Genomic DNA, 20,351 nt, shown 5'->3' on the forward strand with positions numbered 1-20,351 from the left:
CCTTCGCCGGGGGCTTTTTCTTGGGCCATGTCGAAGTCTATGCAGCGGTGTTCTACAAAGGCGTCGATTTCCACGAAGCTCCCTTCGTCGAGCAGTTTTTCTATCCTTTCTCTTGCTGTAAGTTTTCCGCTTTCGTGCTGCTTTTTTATCCTCTTTTCTCCGCCGCCTTGCCTTATTTGTTCCCTTCTTTGCCTTAGCTCTTCAAGTTTTTGTTCCATCGTTTCCATGGCATCCCACTCCTTTTAAACTTCACAATATTCAATCAAAGCATGAGGGCCCTAATAGATTAATCTCCATCTATATTAGGGCCCTCACAAAAACACTCATACACTACGCCCGCTATTAATTATTTATTTTTAACCAAATATAGCTCTTATTATAAGAAAGCCTACGGATGGAACAAGAAGAGTTCCTAAACCCGTGTAAAAAGTAGCCGTCATTGCACCATAAGGTACCAGTTTTGGATCAGTAGCAGCAAGCCCTCCTGCAACGCCGCTAGTCGTTCCAAGAAGTCCTCCGTATACCATGGCTGCCGTTGGATTATTCAAACCTATAACTGGCGCTATTATAGGCGTAATGATCATTGTTAACACTGATTTTACAACTCCGGCTGCTATTGAAAGCGCAATTACTTCAGAACTTGCTCCAAGGGCACTCCCCGTTACCGGACCAACTATGAACGTCACTGCTCCCGCTCCTATAGTAGTTATATCCACAGGATTTTTAAATCCTAAAGCAACAGCAACAATAGCCCCAACCACGAATGAGAAGGCAACACCAACCAATAAGGAAATAACGCCTACAAGTCCCGCTTTTTTTAAGTTTTCAAGCTTTACACCGTAAGCAGTAGAGATTATGGCATAGTCTCTAAGCATCCCGCCGCCTAAGAGTCCAAGGCCTGCAAAAAGCTTTATATCGGATAGACCTTTTTCCCCTCCAGTATACTTGCCAGCAATATAAGCCAAAATAAGACCGATTATTATGGCAAATGCTGAACCCATCCTCTTTTGCCCAATGGCATCTGCTATGGAATATGCGATGAACATTATAAGCGCTACTATGCCTATAGCCCCTACCAAACCATAAGACGTGAAAAGTTTGGTGATTATGTTAGCAACCATACTCTTTCAGCTCCTTTTATTTATTTCTTGCTCTCTTGAGTCGTCCCGATTTTTGAAATAAGGGGGATCAAGAGCATCGAACCAATTGTCGCAAGTCCCCCTGCAAGGAATGCTACTGCACCTCCAGAAAAAGCCGCTACAACATTTTGGATTGAGGACATAGCTACCACTATTGGAATATAAAGTGAACTCACAAACTCTATGCCTTTTGCAGTTTTTTCTGGAAAGGGCTTTCCTTTCGCCTCAAGGTAGTTGCTTATAAGCACCAGAAATAACATTGCAATTCCTACGCCACCTACATCTCCTTTGACTCCCAATAATTCCCCTAGCAGGTTTCCTATAAAAGTACCTGCAAACATGCAAAAGGCAATAATCCCAAGTCCATATATCTCCATACAATCTACTCCTTTCTCAAATCGCTTCATTTGCCCTCAGAGTTTCTATCTGCTCTTCAGTAAAGCCTAACATTTCTTTTAAAACCTCCTTGGTATGCTGCCCCAACAGAGGTGCAGGACTTTCAACTTTACCCGGTGTTTCGGAGAATTTAATGGGAATTCCTGGAACCTTCATTTTTCCTGCCACGGGATGCTCAAGCTCTACGAGCATTTCTCTAGCCCTTACCTGTGGGTCGTTTACGATCCTTTCTATGTTATTTATAGGTCCACACGGTATACCTGCTTTTTCTAAAATTTCCAGCCATTCATCAGTAGTCTTTTCGCTGAAGATTTCGTTTAAAATCGGCTCTAACTCTTCCCAATTTTTTGTCCTGTCAGGATTGGTCCTAAACCTCTCGTCGTCAATTAATTCTGACCTTCCTACGACATTGCAAAACTTAGCCCACAAATTGTCATTTCCCACTGCTATTATAACAAAACCATCTTTCGTTTTAAACGAAGAAAACGGAGTGATTGAAGGATGTCTATTGCCTATAGGTTGAGGAGATTTTCCGGTTACAAAATACCTGGCAATAGCATTTTCAAGAATTGCAACTTGGCAGTCTAACATAGCCACATCTATTTTCTGTCCCAAACCTGTTTTTTCTCTAACATTTAGTGCAGCCAGAATACCTATCACAAGGAAAAGTGCCGCAGTTATATCTCCAATCGATGCTCCAACTCTCGTGGGTGGCCCACCGGGTTGGCCGGTTATGCTCATAATTCCCCCCATCCCCTGAACTATTACATCATAGGCAGGTCTCTGGCTATATGGTCCGGTATGTCCAAATCCCGAACAAGCTGCATATATAATCCTAGGATTTATCTTCTTTAATTCATCATAACCTATTCCTAACTTTTCCATAGTCCCAGGCCTGAAATTCTCAACTAATACATCGCATTTTTCAACCAATTTTTTTAGGATTTCTATTCCTTCTTTTTTCTTCAAGTTCAAAGTAATACTTTTTTTATTTCTATTGATACTCATAAAATATGCGCTTTCATTTTTTATAAAGGGACCAAAACTCCTAGAATCATCTCCCACTCCAGGAATCTCAATCTTAATAATTTCTGCTCCCAAGTCTCCCAATATCATTGTAGCGAAAGGTCCCGCTAAAACTCGTGATAAGTCCAAAACTTTTAATCCTTCTAGTGGCTTCATCTTTCTACCTCCCAGAATTATGTTGTTAAAAAACGTAAAAACAAAGCTTTAAGATTTTCTATCACCTCCAAATAAACTTCTAGTCCCATTAAAAGAAAAATGAGCCTTTAATTGGAACGGCCCACTCTCTCACTCATTCACTCAAATTTATCAATATTGATTTTGCTTATTAGGTCAATTATGCAATTTACATGCCAAGTTCGATCATGGAATAAATCTGGGAATTTTAATTCTTATAAGTGTTAATCTCTTTTACATATTACATAGATAGGTTTTATCATTTCGCCATGAATAAAGCCAATTTCATTATTGTATATATTATTTACACTGTCTATTTTTATAACATTTCTATGCCATATTTTCTTAACTTTTGATATAAGCCCGCCCTGCTTATACCCAGCATTCTTGCCGCTCTACTTTTATTGCCGTTACATACCTTCAAAGCATTTATTAAGCTCTGTTTCTCAATCTCACTTAAGGTTGTGTGGTTATAGTCCTTGCTTTTCACTTTTATACAATTTAAAAGCATTCCTTTCAAAATATATTCCGGCAAGTGCTCTAACTTTATTGTGCCTTCTTCTATAAAATTAAAGGCCCTTTCTATCACATTCTCCAATTCCCTAACATTTCCCGGCCAACTGTAATTTTTAAGATATTCCATGGCCTTTTCTTCTATCCCATCTACCTTCTTGCCGAACTTTTTACTGTACTTTTTTAATAGATGATTACAAATCAACGGGATATCCTCAACCCTTTCCCGCAACGGTGGGAGGTGAATTCTTACTACATTCAACCTGTAGTAAAGGTCTTCTCTAAATTCTCCCTTGCTGACCTTCTGTTCTAAATCCTGATTTGTTGCTGCAATTATTCGGACATCCACCTTTTTAGGCGAACTCCCCCCAATCCTCTCTATCTCCCTTTCCTGCAAAACCCTAAGTAATTTGGCTTGCATCTCGACGCACATTTCGCCGATCTCGTCTAAAAAGATTGTTCCTTTATCCGCTAACTCAAATTTACCTGCTTTGCCTCCTTTTCTGGCTCCTGTAAAAGCGCCATCTTCATATCCGAATAATTCAGATTCTAAAATATTAGCTGGTATTGCCGCACAATTTATTTTTACTAAATTATTTCCCTTTCTTGGACTCAATTCATGAATTACATTTGCCACCACTTCTTTCCCTGTACCACTTTCCCCAGTAATTAGGACCGTAGAATCAGTATTTGCTATTTTTGCAATTTTACTTTTTAATTCTTTTATAACATTACTACACCCTATTATTTTATCTAAAGGATCAATTAATCCCTTTTCATAATTTAGGCTTTCTGATAAAACCAAACCTTTATTTTCATTAAGAGGATTGCTTTTAAAATCACAAATCCTTTTCTTATCTATGAGCCTTTCTATTGCCCCAACTATTCTTCCTTCCTTCAAAATTGGTTCAATTACTTTTATAATGTTAGAATCTTCGACAATTTCCCCTTTCCCAGTTTTTATAACACTTATCAATCGCGAATCTTTAAAAACTTCATCTATTCTCTTTCCAACTATAGCATCTTTCATCCTATTACATGACAACAGGATATAAGCTCTATTGATAAACGCAACATAGCCTTCGGCATCAATTACAATTATACCTTCAGGACTATCCATAAGTATGCTTTCTAAAATATAAGTTTTTGTCCTTTCAATTTCCAGGTATTTTTCTAAAAGATTTAATTCATCCCTTAGATGTAAAAAACCTCTCCCTTCCAATTACATCGCCACTCCTTTTGTTGCCCGTCAATTAATATAATCTTGTCATGCTATTCATACGTGCATAATTCCTAATCCGACTCTTTCGTGATTTGTCATCGCATGCATAGCCGAGTGCCCGTATATCGCAACAGCTAACCAATCACCGTATCTCACTACGGCTATCTTGCCTGCAAAGTTTCCTCCACTCGGAGCGCTGAGCAATAATCCTTCTTTAGCTTCAAGCGAAGCATGTATTACAGCATGAATCTCTTTTGGGGTTTTGTTAATTATATTATTATTTAAGCACGCCCCGATGGCTGCAATATTAATTTTCCTTTTTAGTTCATCGCAATCGCCGCCTATACCAGTTACCCCACAAAGATATCCACTTTCTTTATATTCTCTTTTCAGTTTCTCCTCTTCTTCAGCAGTAGAAGTTAGCGCAAGGAAAAGAGCCATCTTCCCTATATTCGCTGGAGGTAACATTTCCATTTTACTGTTCTCCTTTCGGTTAATGATAAAAATATTATATATAGTTTTTATTTTATCATTTAATTTGAGAACATTCATTAAGAAAAAAAGTCCTTTATTTTGATATCAAAGCGATTAAAAAAGAGAGGCACCTTGTTTGTCATTTTGGCACCCCTCTTTACTAACTAAAATGCCGTCCATCCTCCATCGACCATGATGTTGGCTCCCGTGATATAGCTCGCCCTTTCTGAGGCTAAGAAAAATATAACTTCAGCTATTTCTTCTGGCTTTCCTGCTACAAATCCAACAGTTGATAATTTTTTCAAAAAGTAAAGTTTAATATTAATTTTTACCTCTAAGCTTTTTCATAACGCCTTTATTAAATCTTGATTTTGGAGGTTCCCATTTCTTCCTTCTTTCATTTAAACATTTAATTATTTCTTCTTCGTTTAAATACTTACCTTCAATTCCAACTATATTCAATCTTCGTTCAGGAATATTTATTTCAATGATATCATTATTTTCCACTAGCGCAATTGGTCCACCCTCGGCTGCTTCAGGCGATACATGACCAATGCAAGGCCCTCTAGTTCCTCCAGAAAATCTCCCATCAGTCACAAGAGCTGTGGTCTTTGACAATTCAGGTTTTAGCGCTAATGCTTCCGTTGTCATAAGCATTTCTGGCATCCCACTGCCCAAAAAACCTTCATATCTAATGATAACAACGTCACCAGGTTTTATTTTATTTGAAACCACGGCGTCACAAGCTTCTTCTTCACTGTTAAATACACGAGCAGGACCTTTATGTATTAGCATTTCTTTATTAACTGCCGAATACTTTACAACTGCTCCTTTTGGCGCTAGATTGCCAAATAACACTGCTATCGAACCCATCATCGTCGCCTTTTCAGGTGGATTTATTATTTCATCCCTAGATACATTATAATTGTCTAAAAATCCTATATATTGATCAAAAAATCCACTTGATTTAAGTTTATTTAGATTTTCTCTTAATGTTTCGCCCGTAACTGTCATTACGTCTAAATGCAAATAGTCCTTAAGATACCATTGAACTAATGGTATTCCTCCAGCAAACCAAAACAACTCGCTTGGATACGGGCCATTTGGTTGAACCCAAGCTAGATGAGGTATAATTCGATTGTATTTATCAAAAACATCTAAAGAAATTTCAATGTTTAATTCTCTTGCAATTGCTGGTAAATGCAATAATGCATTTGTGGAACCTCCGATTGCAGCATGAATTGCAATAGCATTTTCGAATGCCTCTTTAGTTAAAATATCCGAAGGTTTTATTCCTTTTTTTACTAAATTTACAACCGCCTGTCCCGACTTCCTAGCTATATGTTGTATAACACTCATTGTTGCTGGTGCCAATGCGCTTCCTGGCAAAGCCATACCTAAAGCCTCCGACATACACTGCATCGTACTCGCTGTACCCATAAATTGACATGCTCCACATGTTGGCGCTGCAGTCCTTTGCAACTTTCTTACTTCTTCGTCTGTTATTTTTCCTTCTTTTTTCTTGATAGAACAATCTCCTAAAATTGTATTACTCATTCTAGGTCCTGGACGCATACTTCCTCCAGGGACATGTATCGCCGGAAGATTCAATCTGGCAGCAGCCATTAAGTGTGCTGGAATAGACTTATCACAAGAAGAAATAAGTATGATACCATCCCACGGCCACACTGAACCATGAATTTCTACCATATCAGCCATTATCTCTCTAGACGCCAAAACATAATTCATTCCATCATGACCCTGAGCCCATCCATCACATATATCCGTTACATGAAAATGTGCAGGTCTTGCTCCACTTTCCCATATACCGATTGCAGCCTGTTCGCTTAGTTGATTCAGATGTATGCTACCGGGATGACTTTCTCCCCAAACATCATCTACTAATATTTGGTATTTATCTAGATCTTCTTCGCTCCAATTAGTTCCCAACCTTAAAGCATCTGATTGTGGCCAAATATCTCTTACTTTTTTTGCGTTTTGAATCTTACCGTTAATCATTGTTTATTTCGCTCCTTTCTTCATAATTACTCCTCTTTATTCTTTGTTAATATTTAATGCAAATTTTCCTTTTTTAATTATATTAACAATTTTCCTATAACGAATTGTACAATATAGACCTATTATAATCATAAGTAAACTAAAAGGAGGATACTTTAAAATTGAAAACCCTACAATTCCAAATACACCAGCACTTACAGATAGTATGAGCCAATTTTTAGCTAATTTCTCATTTAGTTTAATATATTCCAACAATTTTTCCTTTCCCGGCTTTTTTTGAGAAACTTGTCTTTTATAATTATAATTCTTTTTATTTATTACGATAGACTTGAAAAACCTAAACAAATAAAAAATTCCAAGGAACCCTAATACTATTGACATCCATATTTTCCCTTGAACAATTTTTATATATAATAGTATAAATAGACTTACACTTGCAATTAGATTATTCCACCTCATAAAAAATTACTCCTTTTCATGTCTTCGATTAAAAAAATTCAATTAGTAGGGCAAAAGCCAATATTGACATTTTTATTGACTTTTGCCCTAAAGACTTTTTATATAACTTTAAAGAATTGGAGAACTGCAACCAGTCCCATAAAAGTCATAACAACACCTGAAACAATTAATAGTACAGAGCCAATAGGACTAAGTTGATAAGGCTTCGGAAGCATTTTTTTATCAGTCCAATACATAGCTAAACACCAAATTCCACCAGTCAATACTCCACCGATTATAGAAGCCGGAGTGATGATAACAGTAGGATTAAGTTTTGTCCAAACAGCTATGGTTCCACCTATTGCAACATAGAGAGCAACAGGTAATTTTAATCCTGATGGTCCTATTTCTCTAATTTTTCTTATAACAGGTGACAAAGTTTCATAAGTAGTATAAACATAGCCCATATAAATACCGTACACTGTACCGAACAGCGCAAAGAAAACTGCAACATAGTATAGATAAACCAGCATTGGATGTATCACTGTTAAAAACTTAGCCTGATGAGTTAACATTTCATTATCAGCAGGTACTAAATGAGCCGGATGTAATATAACAGCTCCATTTACCATGAACCCTATCGTAAAAATAACAAGTAACCCATACGAAACTATGTTGTCCATAAATGCAGCTTTTGCCCATGCCAGCCCTTTTTTAACTTCAGCAGGATCTTCGCTCAAAGGAATGCGTTCATTTTTTAAACTAACAAGGTATTCTCTTATTTCATCCAAATCCTCTCTACCTAAGGTCCCCCATCCTTTTTCTCGCAGCATTCCCGTGTACCCAATATAATCGTATGTTCCACCACCAATAGCACCCATATACGTGATTATCTCTACCCAAATTGGACGTGCTGCAATACTAGGATATTTTTCTGCAATCCACGGTTCATACGAAGGTATGCGAGGAATTAGACTACCAATTATTACTTGCAACCAATCAGGCTTTGAAGCAACTACTGCAGCCAATATACATACAACCATTGTCCCTACTATCGCTGTCTGAGCTTTTTCCATTGTATCATATCCACCAGCCATAAACAGCGCAAAAGCTCCCCATATTAGTATAGTAGCCCAGATTGCTTGACTTAAAATTTTTGTATTGTTATAAAGCATATTCGCCAAAAGCCCAGAAACTCCCCCTTCCCAGAATGGGAAACACATTATACTAATTACGCCTAATAGTAGCGGGAACCATCCTTTAGGACCAGGAAACATATAGGCCCAACGTGTCATCGGGTGTTCTCCAGTAAGTGTTATATATCTATTTGCAGCGTAAGTCTGAATACATTTCATTATAGCTCCTAAAATGAAACACCATAAAATACTATAGCCAAATACAGCTCCACCTCTTGATGAGAAAAACACTTCACCGCTACCAATAGTAATTGAAGTGAGTATTGCACCAGGGCCAAAATATTTTAACAGCTTAAGAAAATTGCCTTCTTTTAAATCTTCTGGCGGTTCTAGATAAGTAATAACCACTTCTCTTTTATTCTCTTGATTTTTCACAAATATACCTCCTTCAAATTTTAATTTTTATAAAGACATCGATATTCTTGTTATTCCAAATTCTCTATGTCCCATCACCTCCGCTTTTGCTAATTTACCATTTATAACATCAATTAAATATTTAAAAATTTCTTCCCCGATTTCATCCAATGTTTTCTCCCCTAAAACGATAGGACTTGCATTTATATCAATGTCATCCTGCATTTTTTCCCATGTTTGAGGATTTCCTGTAATTTTTATAACTGGACAAATTGGATGTCCTGTTGGAGTCCCCCTGCCCGTTGTAAAGAGAATCACTTGACAGCCCCCTGCTACCATACCAGTCATCGATTCAACATCATGTCCAGGAGTATCCATAATAACTAAACCTTTTTTTGATGGTTTTTGAGCATAATCTAATATTTCCTGAAATATACTTGTGCCTGCCTTATGTATAGCTCCAAGTGATTTTTCTTCCAATGTTGTTATCCCACCTTCTACATTTCCCGGCGCAGGATTACCCCCCCTGAAATCCACACCCAACTTCGAATATCTTTCTTCTACTCTTTTTATCAAATCTATTAGTCTTTCCCCTAATTCGTTAGTTACAGCACGTTTTGCCAATATATGTTCTGCTCCAATAATTTCAGTAGTTTCTGATAAGATCACAGTACCCCCCAATTTTACAATTCTATCTGCCACACGACCTACTGCTGGATTTGCAGCAATTCCAGAAGTCGTATCAGAACCTCCACATTCAGTACCCAAAATAATTTTCTCCCACCCAAAAGGTTCTCTTTTGATAACTTTTAATTCCTGTAACATTTTCTTAGCTTTTTTTATACCTTCTTCAATTGCTTTTGCAGTGCCTCCTACTTTTTGTATTGAAACACAGTCAACCATCTTGTTGCTTTTACTAATTTTTATCGCTAGCTCTTCTGCATTTACGCTTTCACAACCTAAACCAACAACCAAAACTGCTCCTACATTAGGATTTTTCCCCGTTCCCTCTAATGTTCGGAATACTATTTCCATATCTTCGCCAATTTGTGCACATCCATGCTGATGAGTTATTGGTATTGCACCAGGCACCGCTTGTGCTATAAGTTCTGTCACTCTATTGGCACACACCACAGACGATATTATTAATAAATAATTTCTAATTCCTACCTGTCCATCTTGTCTTAAAAATCCCCATAACATTCTTTAATTTTTCCTCCCTTTTTATCTCCTCTTCCTCTAAGTCCTTCCATATTATGGATATGAACATGCTCACCTACTAAAATGTCTTTAATCGCTACCCCTATAGGGTCTCCATACTTTATAACAATTTCCCCCTTTTTAATATCTCTTAAAGCTACTTTATGTCCAAAGGGAATATTTTGCTTTGTTTTTACGTCTAAAACTTTTTCTTCTAACAATTTTTCTCCTTTACTTATATTTTTAATTGCTGTCGCTACATTATCTTTTGCATTCATTATTACTATATTTTTTGACATCTTTCCCACCTCTATTTTAATTGCCTTTTAAAGAATTCATGGCTAACTTCGCTGCCCCTATTAACGGACAATCGTTAACTATTTCGAAATTAAATCCTTTAAAAATCTTTTCTTTTAAATGAATAATACTATCATCTTTCGTTAATCCTCCAGTTATTTTTATCGTTTTGTTTAGGGTTAAAAATTCTCCTGCCAGTTTAAAAACTTCGATAAGAGGGTTGTGTATACCATATAATATTGAGAGCAATAGATCTTCTCTAGTTGTATCTAAGGTTAAACCTATAAACCCTCCCCTCTTTTTTTCAAGACTATGTCTATCACCAGTTAAATATGGTAAAAATTCAACTTCTTCTTTTTTTGCTCTATTTTTAATTAAATTAGGAATATACTCATTATAATACTCATTTATATCCATTTCACGGCAGAATTCCTTTCTAAACCATTCTATTGCAAAGCCCCCCGTAACAATCGCAAATACCTGCCATTTTCCAGGGTTTATTGCCTTTCTAATGTAGTATTTTTTATTCAATATTGGTTTATCCGTAATAATTGATAGTATTTCACTACTTCCTGAAATATTTAATACATCTCCCGCGTTTACATTATTAGCTCCGATTTGAGCAGTAGCAGCATCATTAGATCCTAAAATTACCGGAATACCTTCCTTTAAGCCAGTTAAATTTGAGACTTCTCTGCATAATCCTCCTAATATGGTTCCAGCTGGCATAATTTCGGGTAGTTTCTCAACTGGTATACCAAATATACTAGTTATTTCCTTAGACCATCCACTCTCTGTTATTGTTTCATATAACCCCATCATAGATGCATTAACAGGATCTATAGCCCATTTACCCGTAAGCTTTTTGCAAAAATATGTATTAAAATGACCTATTTTATAAGATTTTTTAAATATTTCCGGTAAATTCTCTTTTATCCATAATATGCTAGTTATTGACACTCCACCTGCAAAAGGAAGCACTCCTGTAATTTTCTGAAATTCATCTTCTCCCATCTTACTAACAATTTCTTGCGTTTGTTTTAAACTCCGCCTATCAAGGTGAGTAATTATTGGATACAATGGATTCCCTTCATCATCTAAAAACATCACAGAAGGAGAAAGATGATCAAAAGCTATGATTTCTACATCGTTCATATATTTATTTAATTCTTGAGCAGCCTTAACAAAAGATTTGAAAATCTGTTCAGGGTCTAACTCAACCTTGTCTCCTTCAGTAACTTTAAGTTCATAATCTTTTTTTGCAGTTGCAATTATATTCATATCTTCATCAATAATTGCACTTTTCAATGATGACGTTCCAAAATCTACTGAAAATATATACACAATATTTCCTCCCTAGTTAAACTTTTTAGAGTATAACTTTATTTATTCATGCTAATAATTTTCATCCAAATTATTACCACCACGTCAATAGATTTCCATTAATGTCAAATTTAAAAGTTATCGGCCCCTCAACTATTTCAATATCACTATTGTCTCTTATCTCACTTATTAATGCCTTAGATATATATAAATATTCAAGCTGTAAAGTGTTTTTAATCCTCACAATACGCGTTTTTTCGCCACTATAGTCCAGGTTGTTTGCCGTCTTTATCGCCGCTTTTATCGCATAATAATCATTAGGCATCACCATAGGTATCCTTACTGTCGGCGGTATTGCCGCGGTTATTGAATTTATATAGCCTTTTGTCAAATCCGACTCTCCAAGGACTTTTAGAGTCGTAACATCAGCAACGCCAATTCCATTGGCATTTCCTTTTGTCCTTTCGGTCAAACGAAGGACGACTATCCTGTTGACATTCTTGTCTCCTTTTACGAATTCCGAGGCAAACCTGCCGGTTATATTTGGGTCCATTCCGTCTCCGCTAATGTCTTTACCGATTTCATCTACTATCAAGACGTCGATGTTATCTACAGGGAGCCTCGGCATCCACGATTTTGCTTTTTCTAAAAGTTTGGGCTCTTCCTCAAAAAACTCTTGCGGCAAGAGTACCTTTATATCCGCCGTTTCATCGTAAGCGTTTTCCAGGAGGGCTACTCCGAAGGCCACCGGAACTTTTGAAAGTACCATCCTCGCCATCGATTTTAACCTATCAGCAAATCTGTAAAACCCCATTTTGTGGCAAAGGTCTGCTCCTTTTTGTTTTCCAAGCCCGATGACAGCCATCTTTATCAATCCGCTTTCAATATCGCCTCTGAAGGACGTATGGGGTTTGACCCTGTTTATGAGAATTACAGCATCAGAATTGAGCGCATCAAGGCTCGTATAAACCGGAATTCCTTCTTCGGTATCCCCCAAGTATTCCACATCAAGATTAGATATAACGGGTGCCCCTACCTCGTCGTCTGTTATTCCCAATTCTTCTAATACTTTCCTTTGCCCTTCCGGGGTAGCACCGCCGTGGCTTCCCATGGCGGGTATAATAAACGGCTTTCCCCCATATTCTGTAACAAGCTTTACAAGTTCTCTGACATATATCGAAATGTTGTTTATACCCCTGCTTCCCACCGCTATGCAGACTCTTTTATCCCTTAGGCTTTTTAACTGGTCACTTTTTCTTAGAAGTTCTTTATGCAATTTCTTTATCGGATCCGTAAGCCTCGGAGTCTCAAAATGCTGTCTGATTTTATACATCTTGGGTATAATTACATCATCTACCAAATTTATAATGGGTTCAAAATCTATCTTAAGACCGTATTTATCCATCATTTTCCTCCTGTTTTAAAATCGTGATTTATAAGATAACTCAACGCCTTTTTCTATTAGTCCCTTGATATTGAAAATATATCTCGGCTGTCTTCCTTCAAAGTAATCGACCACTGCCTGAGCAGCCTCTGTGGACATTCGGGTTGTTGCCTCTTTTGTCATCGCAGCAGAATGAGGCGAAAGCACTACGTTGTCCAATTTCAGCAATTCATTGTCTTTATCAGGAGGCTCTTCAGTGAATACATCAAGCCCCGCCCCTGCAATACTTCTTTCCTTAAGGGCATCAATCAACGCCTTTTCATCTATCAAAGTTCCTCTTGCAGTGTTAACGATATAAGCTGTAGGCTTCATGGAATATATCAAATCCCTTGTGACCATGCCCCGCGTTTGCGGAGTGTCGGGACAGTGGAGCGTCACAAAATCTGCCCGCCTGAACAACTCTTTTAAATCACCTACAAATTCGTAGTCGCAGTCTTTGAACTTTTCTTTAGTATAGGGATCGTAGGCTAAAATCTTCATCCCCAATCCATCATGGCACTTTTTCGCCACAAGGGCTCCAATGCTTCCCATCCCTATTACTCCGAGGATCTTACCTTCCAATTCTACCGCTATATTTGAATTTCTGATACTCCATTTGCCTTCACGTACAGCTCTATCCATAGCGCTAAGTTGCTTTGCTAGGTGCATTATTAGGGCTACAGCATGTTCTGCTACCGATACATTGTTTACAGCAGGCAAATTGCAGACAAGAATACCTTTTTCAGTTGCAGCATCTACATCTACGTTGTCGACTCCTGCACCTGTTCTAGATATAATCTTTAGTTTTGGGGCGCTTTCTATTATTTTTCTCGTTATTTTTGCGTTAGTCCTCAATATAATCGCTTCAACATCTTTTGCGGCTTCTATCAAATCGGCTTCAGCGGCACTTGGAGCAATCCTAACATCAAACTTGCCTTCTAACAGTTTTCTTCCTTCCGGATGGATTTCCTGAGAAAGCAGCACCTTAATCATTTAACAGTCCCTCTTCCTTCAAAATTTTCCTTATTTCCTCTACTTCATTTTCTTTCAACGGAAGCAAAGGTATCCTCGGTTCCCCTCCAAAGTACCCCAGTATATCCATAGCCGCCTTTACTGCTGCAACCCCGCCATGCCCGGATACTTTTTCGTTTATATTACATAGCCTGTCGCTCAGCGTTTTTGCCTCATCAATCTTACCGGCATCAAACAGTTCCTGTATCTTGCAGCATAAGTCCGGCAGGTAGTTGGCCATCGAAAGGACTCCGCCTATCGCCCCTTTTTCCAGTCCATCTAAAAATTTGTTTATAGAGCCAGACAATACGTAGAATTCTGCACCTTCAGGCACTGCATTTACAAACATACCTATATCTTCTTTAGAAGAGTCCTTAATGCCAGCAATATTTGGGTGGCAAGATAGAGCAGAAATAGCCTTTTGCGATATCAGCACGCCATTTGCCGACCTTGGTATGCAGTATATCATAACAGGAATCGGCGATTTATCGGCCACTTCTGTATAGAACCGTATCAGAGCTTCATCATTCATCTTGGATGCAAAATAGTGAGGAGTTATGACACTTGCGAAATCTATCCCAAATTCCGCTATCTTTTTTATAAACTCTATTGTCGCCCATGCCGATTCTCGCCCTGCGCCTACTATTAGTGTCTTGTCTTTTGCTCTTTTTTTAGCAATAATTTCTACCAACTTTAAAGCCTCTTCGTCTGTCAAACTTCTGAATTCTCCGTTGCTTCCTAAAGGCATATATCCTTTTACTTTGCTTTTATTCCACTTTTCTATATTTTCTTCAAAGCCCTTATAATCAATTTTTTGGTCAACGAAAGGCGTCACTACGGGAATGAAAACACCTGTCAATTTGTTTTTTATTTCAGACATTTGAGCAACATCCTTTCTATTTATAGATTTTCGACTTTTAGCATAATAGCTTTAATGCTACTTTACCGTTTCCTATTATTGTGCAATCTTTTTTCATGTCGAAGTTAAATCCCTTAAATATCCTTTTTTTGAACTCTAGATAAGCATCGCTTATCATACCGCCAGTCCAATATATTGTAGTATTGAGTTTCATCTGTTTTTTGCATATATTTATTGCATTAAATACGGGCTCGTATGTCCCTATGAGTAGACCTATCAGAAAATCTTCTCTCGTCGTATCAAACGTAAGTCCGGTAAACGCACCCTTTTTCTTCGCTAAACTGTGCCTGTCCCCAGCAAGATAGGGTTTAAATTTTACATCAGTCTTGATATTTTTCTTTAAAACTTCCGGCAAATATACTTCGTAGAAATATTTTTTATCCATTTCTTTATAAAACTCTTTCCTGAACCACTCTAGAGCGAATCCTCCCACAGTAATAGCAAGATAAAGCCATTTCCCGTTTTCCATAGAAACCCTTACGTAATACTTTTCATGGGGCTTAGGATCATCAGTCGTAATCGTCACGATTTCACTGCTACCCGAAATATTCAATATATCCCCTTTTTCAACCGCACCTGCACCGTAGGCAGCACTTGTAGTGTCGTTCGCGCCAACTGCAACTGGTATACCTTCTCGCAGGCCAGTAAGTGAGGCCGCTTCTTTTGACAACTTTCCAGCTATGCTCAACGAAGGGACAACGTCTGGCAACTTATTCGTGTCTATACCTAATGCATTACAAATATCATCTGACCAAGTACCGTTCAGTTTTAACGTTTCATAGAGACCTGTAAAAGAAGCATTTGAGGGGTCAATTATCCACTTCCCTACTAAACACCGATGTATAAATGTATTTAAATGCCCAAATTTATAAGTTTTTTTGTATATATCTTCACAGTTATCTTTTATCCACAAAATGCTAGTACATGAAATTCCTCCAGGGAACGGCAGATTCCCATTGATTTTCAAAAAGTTATTTTTTCCTACTACCTTTATTGCATATTTTGATTGAGGATAACTCCTCCTATCTAAATGAATTATGGCCGGATATAGAGGCCTACCTTCCTTGTCCATAGCTATCAAACACGGAGAAAAAACACAGAAAACTAATACATCTATTTTCTTAAGGTAATTTTCAAAAGACTTTAGACCTTCTAAAAATGCTTTGAAAATCGTTTCCGCATCTAATTGTATCTTGAATTTTTCTATAACTTCGTAATTATATTCAAATTTTGTAGTTGCAAGTACTTCTAAATTTTTATTTAGAATAGCCATTTTAACTGAAGATGTTCCAAAATCTACAGATAAAATATTCACTGTAAATGCTCTCCTTTCACAGAAAGCAACTCCAAAATTTTTTCATTAGCAAGATTTATACCAAAAAATCTCATCACAAAATCTTCCGATTTCCCTCAATGTCACTCTAATTTAGCTAAGTATTATAATGCATAATTGCATAAATAATTTATAAGTGTATTGCAAAAATGCATTTTAGTCAGTCGATAAAAGCGATTTTGCAGCATTTACTATATCTTCGGCAGTTATGCCGTAAGCTTTCATCAATTCCTCCGGCTTGCCTGACATCCCAAACACATCCCTAATACCTACTTTTTTCATCCGAACAGGCTTTTTCTCGGCAATTATCTCCGCCACTGCACTCCCTAACCCGCCTATGACTGTATGCTCTTCTGCAGTAACTATAGCACCGCATTCTGCAGCTTTTAATATCGCTTCCTCATCTATAGGTTTTATTGTGTGGATGTTTACTACCATAGCATCTATGCCTTCTTTGGCCAAAATTTCCGCCGCCTTAAGCGACTCACCTACCATTATTCCCGTCGCTATCAATGCAACATCCCTGCCATCCCCCAATACGACTCCCTTTCCTACTTCAAATTCATAACTATCATCGAATATTGTTTCTACAGGGTGCCTCCCCAGTCGCAGATAAACCGGCCCTTTGAGCTTTGCTGCAGCGCGCACCGCTTTTTTGGTCTCTACTGCATCCGCAGGACTAATCACGGTCATGTTGGGCAACGACCTCATAAGAGCTATATCTTCTACGGATTGGTGCGTAGCCCCGTCTTCTCCTACGGTGATCCCTGCATGAGTCGCTGCAATTTTGACGTTCAGATTAGGATAGCATATAGAGTTTCTTATTTGTTCGAAAGCCCTCCCGCAGGCAAATACTGCAAAGGTGCTGGCAAAAGGTATCTTCCCGCATGTAGCAAGACCCGCTGCGGTGCCCATCAAGTTCTGCTCTGCTATTCCTACATTGAAAAATCGTTCCGGAAATTTTTTTGCAAAAACACTCGTCTTTGTAGATTTCGACAGGTCCGCGTCCAAAACTATTATGTCTTTCATCTCTTCTCCCAGCTCGGCAAGAGCTTCCCCGTAAGCTTCTCTCGTTGCAATCTTTGCCATTTTATTACCTCCACTCTTTTATGACATTATTGGTTTAATTTAGCCTCTAAGAGCTTTTAGAGCTTCCTGTGCCTGCTCTTTCGTAGGTGCTTTGCCGTGCCAGTCAACTTTGTTTTCCATATATGGGACGCCTTTCCCCTTTACCGTATTTGCTACTATTACCGTCGGTTTGCCTTTTATTTTCTTTGCCTGCTTTATTGCACTGATTATATCTTCGAAGTCGTGTCCATTTATTTCAATAACGTGCCATCCAAAAGCTTTGAATTTCTCCTGTATTATTTCTGGCGACATTACATCAGTTATAGGGCCATCTATCTGCAAGCCGTTGTGATCTACAAAAGCTGTCAGGTTATCCAGTTTGTAGTGGGCTGCAGCCATAGCCGCTTCCCATACCTGGCCTTCTTCCAGTTCTCCATCGCCTAAAAGCACGTATACGCGATAATCCTTGCCGTCTAGCTTTCCGGCTATAGCCATTCCATTGGCCGCCGAAAGCCCCTGCCCTAACGAACCGGTAGTCATATCAACTCCCGGCGTCTTTTTCATATCCGGATGCCCTTGGAGCATTGAGCCAGTTTTTCTTAAAGTTTTCAATTCTTCCATTGGGAAATATCCCCTTTCGGCTAGAACTGCATACAGGGCAGGGGCAGCGTGTCCTTTTGAAAGCACGAATCTGTCCCTATCCTGCCAATTTGGATTTGAGGGGTCAATTCTCATCTCATGGAAATAAAGAGCAACTAGTATATCTGTACAAGAAAGGGAGCCTCCAGGATGGCCAGACCCTGCCTCGGCTATCATCTCAATTATGTGACATCTTATCTTTTTTGCCATCTCTTTTAGATACACGAGTTCTTCCTTTTTCAGCATTTCTTATCCCCCGATAATCGCTTAATTACTCTACTATTTTCGATGTATCGCTCTTTTTCTCAAAATACCTGTTCTTATTTATAAAATCCATTATTTCTTCAGCTTTCCCCGTGGAATTTAACAGCTTTATTTTTTCTTTCACCACTTTTTTCACCCGTTCTCTTGCATAAGCACCGTATTTTCTTACGTCCACGAGTTCCGGCTCTGCTTGTAATTTTTCTTTTATCGCATTCGTAAAAGCCTTGTTAAGCTCTGTTGCAAAGTTTATCTTGCTGATACCCGCTTTAATCGCCTCTATTACCGATTCGTCCATTACCCCCGATGCTCCGTGCAACACCAACGGGACCCCAACTCGCTCTCTTATATTCGCAATCCTTTCAATGTCAAGTCTTACCGATTGGACTTTCATCCTGTGGGCACTCCCCACTGCTACTGCCAGCGAGTCAACACCCGTCTTTTCGCAAAACTCTTGTGCTTCTTCCGGAGTTGTCAGGTATTTTTTGACCTCTTCCGGAGAAAGAGGACCTTTCGCTGCATCCGGGACCTTGCCTATCTCCGCTTCAAGTGGGACTCCTGAGGCGTGGGCTATCTCTACAAGCATCTTCGTAATCTTCACATTCTCCTCAAAAGGCAGTGAAGAACCGTCGAACATAAGAGAAGTGAATCCGGCCCTCAATGCCCTAATTACCGTGCCGAAGTCCACACCATGGTCCAAGTGGCACACCACGGGAACCGACGCTTTTTGCGCAAGAGTTTTAACTATGGCAAAGAAACAATCTTCACCCGCATAATCAATGGCACCCTGGCTTATCTGGACTATTACGGGCGCATTTTCTTCCTCTGCAGCCTCAATTATCGCCTGTGCTGTCTCGAGGTTGTTGGCGTTAAAAGCGCCCACAGCAAACTTATTTTCCATGGCATATATTAACATGCCCTTGCTATCTATTAGAGGCATAATATCACTCTCCAACAAGGTAATCTCTTATTTCTTCGAATTCCCTTAAGGAAATCCCTCGCTCTCCCAAATACCTGGGGTTTTCCACTCCTTTTTTGTGGTCAGCGTGGTAATCAGAACCGCCAGTAAAGAATTTTACCCTCCCTTTATACTCTTCTTTTACAATTCTTTCGATCTCGTCATCACTTAAAGAACCTTTATAGCTGGTCTTGCTGTAGGTATAGCAGGCCTCTATTCCGTCCAATCCATGTTTTACCAACCTGTCTATATACTCCTTCCTGGTCAAATTCCTGCCATCGGGGTATGTTATGACTTCATCTATGAGGAATGGGTGGGCAAGTACCGCTGTGCCTCCGCAAGCTTTAATCAAATCTATCGCATCAAAAGGACTTATCTTTTTTCTCCTCACGTTAAGCTCCGGGTCATCTCTGACCAGTATTTTCGCTTCCTGCCAGGTAGGAGCGTATCCTTTTTTAGCCATTACCTCAAAAATATGTTTTCTCTGAACCTCATCCGGATCTCTGTACCGTACGTTTCCTTCTTCGTCCGTATACCTAAGTATCTCATTTTCGTAATCTATAGGCATGCCTTTTGACGTCAGAATCTCGCAAAGTTCCCTATAAGCATCGGACTTACTCCTTTTTGCCCTCTCCACTTCTTCTTGTAAGAGAGGGCTTTCAAAATCCATTTTGTATCCCAGGATGTGAACATCGTCTACGTAAGTGTCGCAGGAAAATTCATATCCCAGAACCAACTCGAGCCCGTACTTCTTGGCGTACAGCCTTATATCAAGCTTTTCCCCATCAGTTTCTACATAAAGAGGCGGCTGTATGTCGTGGTCGGTTATCGCTACAACTTTCAACCCCGCTTCTTTTGCATTAATTATCAGTTCCTCGGGGGTATCGTATCCGTCGGAGCGCACGGTATGGCAGTGTAAATCGCAATCGTACCTCATCCCACACCACCTTTCCCTTCCTTCCTGGTTT

General features: G+C 38.8%; 20 protein-coding genes and 1 pseudogene. All 21 read right to left on the reverse strand.

The window, feature by feature from the left end; all coding sequences use genetic code 11:
- A partial coding sequence (locus tag BUB66_RS02695) for a carboxyl transferase domain-containing protein (RefSeq protein ID WP_280144530.1) occupies nt 1-227 on the reverse strand: 227 nt, incomplete at its 3' end.
- A gap of 129 nt (nt 228-356) precedes the next feature.
- On the reverse strand, nt 357-1,121 hold the full coding sequence (gene madM / locus BUB66_RS02700) for a malonate transporter subunit MadM (RefSeq protein WP_073254290.1): 765 nt from the start codon (nt 1,119-1,121) through the stop codon (nt 357-359).
- A gap of 20 nt (nt 1,122-1,141) precedes the next feature.
- Entirely contained in the window at nt 1,142-1,516 is a 375-nt protein-coding gene (gene madL / locus BUB66_RS02705) for a malonate transporter subunit MadL (protein WP_073254293.1), read from the reverse strand.
- Between the two features lie 16 nt (nt 1,517-1,532).
- The gene (locus BUB66_RS02710; RefSeq protein WP_073254295.1) at nt 1,533-2,717 is read right to left on the reverse strand and encodes a CaiB/BaiF CoA transferase family protein; all 1,185 of its coding nucleotides are present in this window, start codon (nt 2,715-2,717) and stop codon (nt 1,533-1,535) included.
- A 337-nt stretch (nt 2,718-3,054) separates the two neighbouring features.
- On the reverse strand, nt 3,055-4,470 hold the full coding sequence (locus tag BUB66_RS02715; protein ID WP_073254298.1) for a sigma-54 interaction domain-containing protein: 1,416 nt from the start codon (nt 4,468-4,470) through the stop codon (nt 3,055-3,057).
- A gap of 54 nt (nt 4,471-4,524) precedes the next feature.
- Nucleotides 4,525-4,944: a HutP family protein gene (locus BUB66_RS02720; protein WP_073254301.1), complete on the reverse strand. Its 420-nt coding sequence runs from the start codon at nt 4,942-4,944 to the stop codon at nt 4,525-4,527.
- A gap of 164 nt (nt 4,945-5,108) precedes the next feature.
- Nucleotides 5,109-5,216, reverse strand: a pseudogene (locus tag BUB66_RS02725) (SDR family oxidoreductase); the annotation flags it as partial.
- Nucleotides 5,217-5,265: 49 nt separating this feature from the next.
- Nucleotides 5,266-6,963 (reverse strand): dihydroxy-acid dehydratase, encoded by a 1,698-nt coding sequence (ilvD, locus tag BUB66_RS02730; RefSeq protein WP_073254304.1) that lies wholly within the window; start codon nt 6,961-6,963, stop codon nt 5,266-5,268.
- A 36-nt stretch (nt 6,964-6,999) separates the two neighbouring features.
- On the reverse strand, nt 7,000-7,422 hold the full coding sequence (locus tag BUB66_RS02735) for a hypothetical protein (RefSeq protein WP_073254306.1): 423 nt from the start codon (nt 7,420-7,422) through the stop codon (nt 7,000-7,002).
- A 98-nt stretch (nt 7,423-7,520) separates the two neighbouring features.
- Nucleotides 7,521-8,972, reverse strand: coding sequence for an Nramp family divalent metal transporter (locus tag BUB66_RS02740; protein ID WP_073254309.1), 1,452 nt, complete (start codon nt 8,970-8,972; stop codon nt 7,521-7,523).
- A 27-nt stretch (nt 8,973-8,999) separates the two neighbouring features.
- The gene (locus BUB66_RS02745; protein ID WP_073254312.1) at nt 9,000-10,154 is read right to left on the reverse strand and encodes a UxaA family hydrolase; all 1,155 of its coding nucleotides are present in this window, start codon (nt 10,152-10,154) and stop codon (nt 9,000-9,002) included.
- On the reverse strand, nt 10,136-10,450 hold the full coding sequence (locus BUB66_RS02750) for a UxaA family hydrolase (protein WP_073254315.1): 315 nt from the start codon (nt 10,448-10,450) through the stop codon (nt 10,136-10,138). Before BUB66_RS02750 ends, BUB66_RS02745 begins: the two co-directional genes overlap by 19 nt.
- A gap of 16 nt (nt 10,451-10,466) precedes the next feature.
- Complete coding sequence (locus tag BUB66_RS02755; protein ID WP_073254318.1) at nt 10,467-11,792, reverse strand: FGGY-family carbohydrate kinase; 1,326 nt, start codon at nt 11,790-11,792, stop codon at nt 10,467-10,469.
- A 73-nt stretch (nt 11,793-11,865) separates the two neighbouring features.
- Nucleotides 11,866-13,176: a nickel pincer cofactor-dependent isomerase, group 22 gene (locus tag BUB66_RS02760; RefSeq protein ID WP_073254322.1), complete on the reverse strand. Its 1,311-nt coding sequence runs from the start codon at nt 13,174-13,176 to the stop codon at nt 11,866-11,868.
- A gap of 15 nt (nt 13,177-13,191) precedes the next feature.
- Complete coding sequence (locus tag BUB66_RS02765) at nt 13,192-14,187, reverse strand: hydroxyacid dehydrogenase (RefSeq protein ID WP_073254325.1); 996 nt, start codon at nt 14,185-14,187, stop codon at nt 13,192-13,194.
- Nucleotides 14,180-15,085: a dihydrodipicolinate synthase family protein gene (locus BUB66_RS02770; RefSeq protein ID WP_073254327.1), complete on the reverse strand. Its 906-nt coding sequence runs from the start codon at nt 15,083-15,085 to the stop codon at nt 14,180-14,182. The genes BUB66_RS02765 and BUB66_RS02770 overlap by 8 nt, the downstream gene beginning before the upstream one ends.
- Nucleotides 15,086-15,122: 37 nt before the next feature.
- Nucleotides 15,123-16,439 carry an FGGY-family carbohydrate kinase gene (locus BUB66_RS02775; protein WP_073254330.1) on the reverse strand — a complete coding sequence of 439 codons (1,317 nt, stop codon included), beginning with the start codon at nt 16,437-16,439 and terminating at the stop codon, nt 15,123-15,125.
- A 174-nt stretch (nt 16,440-16,613) separates the two neighbouring features.
- Nucleotides 16,614-17,546 carry a transketolase family protein gene (locus BUB66_RS02780; protein ID WP_073254333.1) on the reverse strand — a complete coding sequence of 311 codons (933 nt, stop codon included), beginning with the start codon at nt 17,544-17,546 and terminating at the stop codon, nt 16,614-16,616.
- A gap of 39 nt (nt 17,547-17,585) precedes the next feature.
- Nucleotides 17,586-18,410 carry a transketolase gene (locus BUB66_RS02785; RefSeq protein WP_143156188.1) on the reverse strand — a complete coding sequence of 275 codons (825 nt, stop codon included), beginning with the start codon at nt 18,408-18,410 and terminating at the stop codon, nt 17,586-17,588.
- A gap of 25 nt (nt 18,411-18,435) precedes the next feature.
- Nucleotides 18,436-19,365, reverse strand: coding sequence for a class II fructose-bisphosphate aldolase (locus BUB66_RS02790; RefSeq protein WP_073254336.1), 930 nt, complete (start codon nt 19,363-19,365; stop codon nt 18,436-18,438).
- A 4-nt stretch (nt 19,366-19,369) separates the two neighbouring features.
- Nucleotides 19,370-20,320 carry a PHP domain-containing protein gene (locus BUB66_RS02795; protein ID WP_143156189.1) on the reverse strand — a complete coding sequence of 317 codons (951 nt, stop codon included), beginning with the start codon at nt 20,318-20,320 and terminating at the stop codon, nt 19,370-19,372.
- Nucleotides 20,321-20,351 lie beyond the last annotated feature (31 nt).

It is taken from the genome of Caldanaerovirga acetigignens, assembly GCF_900142995.1.
GTDB lineage: Bacteria > Bacillota > Thermosediminibacteria > Thermosediminibacterales > Thermosediminibacteraceae > Fervidicola > Fervidicola acetigignens.

Excerpts from the sequence above, each read along its gene's own strand:
- BUB66_RS02780 (WP_073254333.1), bottom strand. The coding sequence starts at position 17,546 with ATGGCAAAGATTGCAACGAGAGAAGCTTACGGGGAAGCTCTTGCCGAG.
- ilvD (WP_073254304.1), bottom strand. The coding sequence starts at position 6,963 with ATGATTAACGGTAAGATTCAAAACGCAAAAAAAGTAAGAGATATTTGG.
- BUB66_RS02770 (WP_073254327.1), bottom strand. The coding sequence starts at position 15,085 with ATGTCTGAAATAAAAAACAAATTGACAGGTGTTTTCATTCCCGTAGTG.
- BUB66_RS02795 (WP_143156189.1), bottom strand. The coding sequence starts at position 20,320 with ATGAGGTACGATTGCGATTTACACTGCCATACCGTGCGCTCCGACGGA.
- BUB66_RS02750 (WP_073254315.1), bottom strand. The coding sequence starts at position 10,450 with ATGTCAAAAAATATAGTAATAATGAATGCAAAAGATAATGTAGCGACA.
- madM (WP_073254290.1), bottom strand. The coding sequence starts at position 1,121 with ATGGTTGCTAACATAATCACCAAACTTTTCACGTCTTATGGTTTGGTA.
- madL (WP_073254293.1), bottom strand. The coding sequence starts at position 1,516 with ATGGAGATATATGGACTTGGGATTATTGCCTTTTGCATGTTTGCAGGT.
- BUB66_RS02710 (WP_073254295.1), bottom strand. The coding sequence starts at position 2,717 with ATGAAGCCACTAGAAGGATTAAAAGTTTTGGACTTATCACGAGTTTTA.
- BUB66_RS02760 (WP_073254322.1), bottom strand. The coding sequence starts at position 13,176 with ATGGATAAATACGGTCTTAAGATAGATTTTGAACCCATTATAAATTTG.
- BUB66_RS02790 (WP_073254336.1), bottom strand. The coding sequence starts at position 19,365 with ATGCCTCTAATAGATAGCAAGGGCATGTTAATATATGCCATGGAAAAT.
- BUB66_RS02735 (WP_073254306.1), bottom strand. The coding sequence starts at position 7,422 with ATGAGGTGGAATAATCTAATTGCAAGTGTAAGTCTATTTATACTATTA.
- BUB66_RS02765 (WP_073254325.1), bottom strand. The coding sequence starts at position 14,187 with ATGATTAAGGTGCTGCTTTCTCAGGAAATCCATCCGGAAGGAAGAAAA.
- BUB66_RS02745 (WP_073254312.1), bottom strand. The coding sequence starts at position 10,154 with ATGTTATGGGGATTTTTAAGACAAGATGGACAGGTAGGAATTAGAAAT.
- BUB66_RS02720 (WP_073254301.1), bottom strand. The coding sequence starts at position 4,944 with ATGGAAATGTTACCTCCAGCGAATATAGGGAAGATGGCTCTTTTCCTT.
- BUB66_RS02785 (WP_143156188.1), bottom strand. The coding sequence starts at position 18,410 with ATGCTGAAAAAGGAAGAACTCGTGTATCTAAAAGAGATGGCAAAAAAG.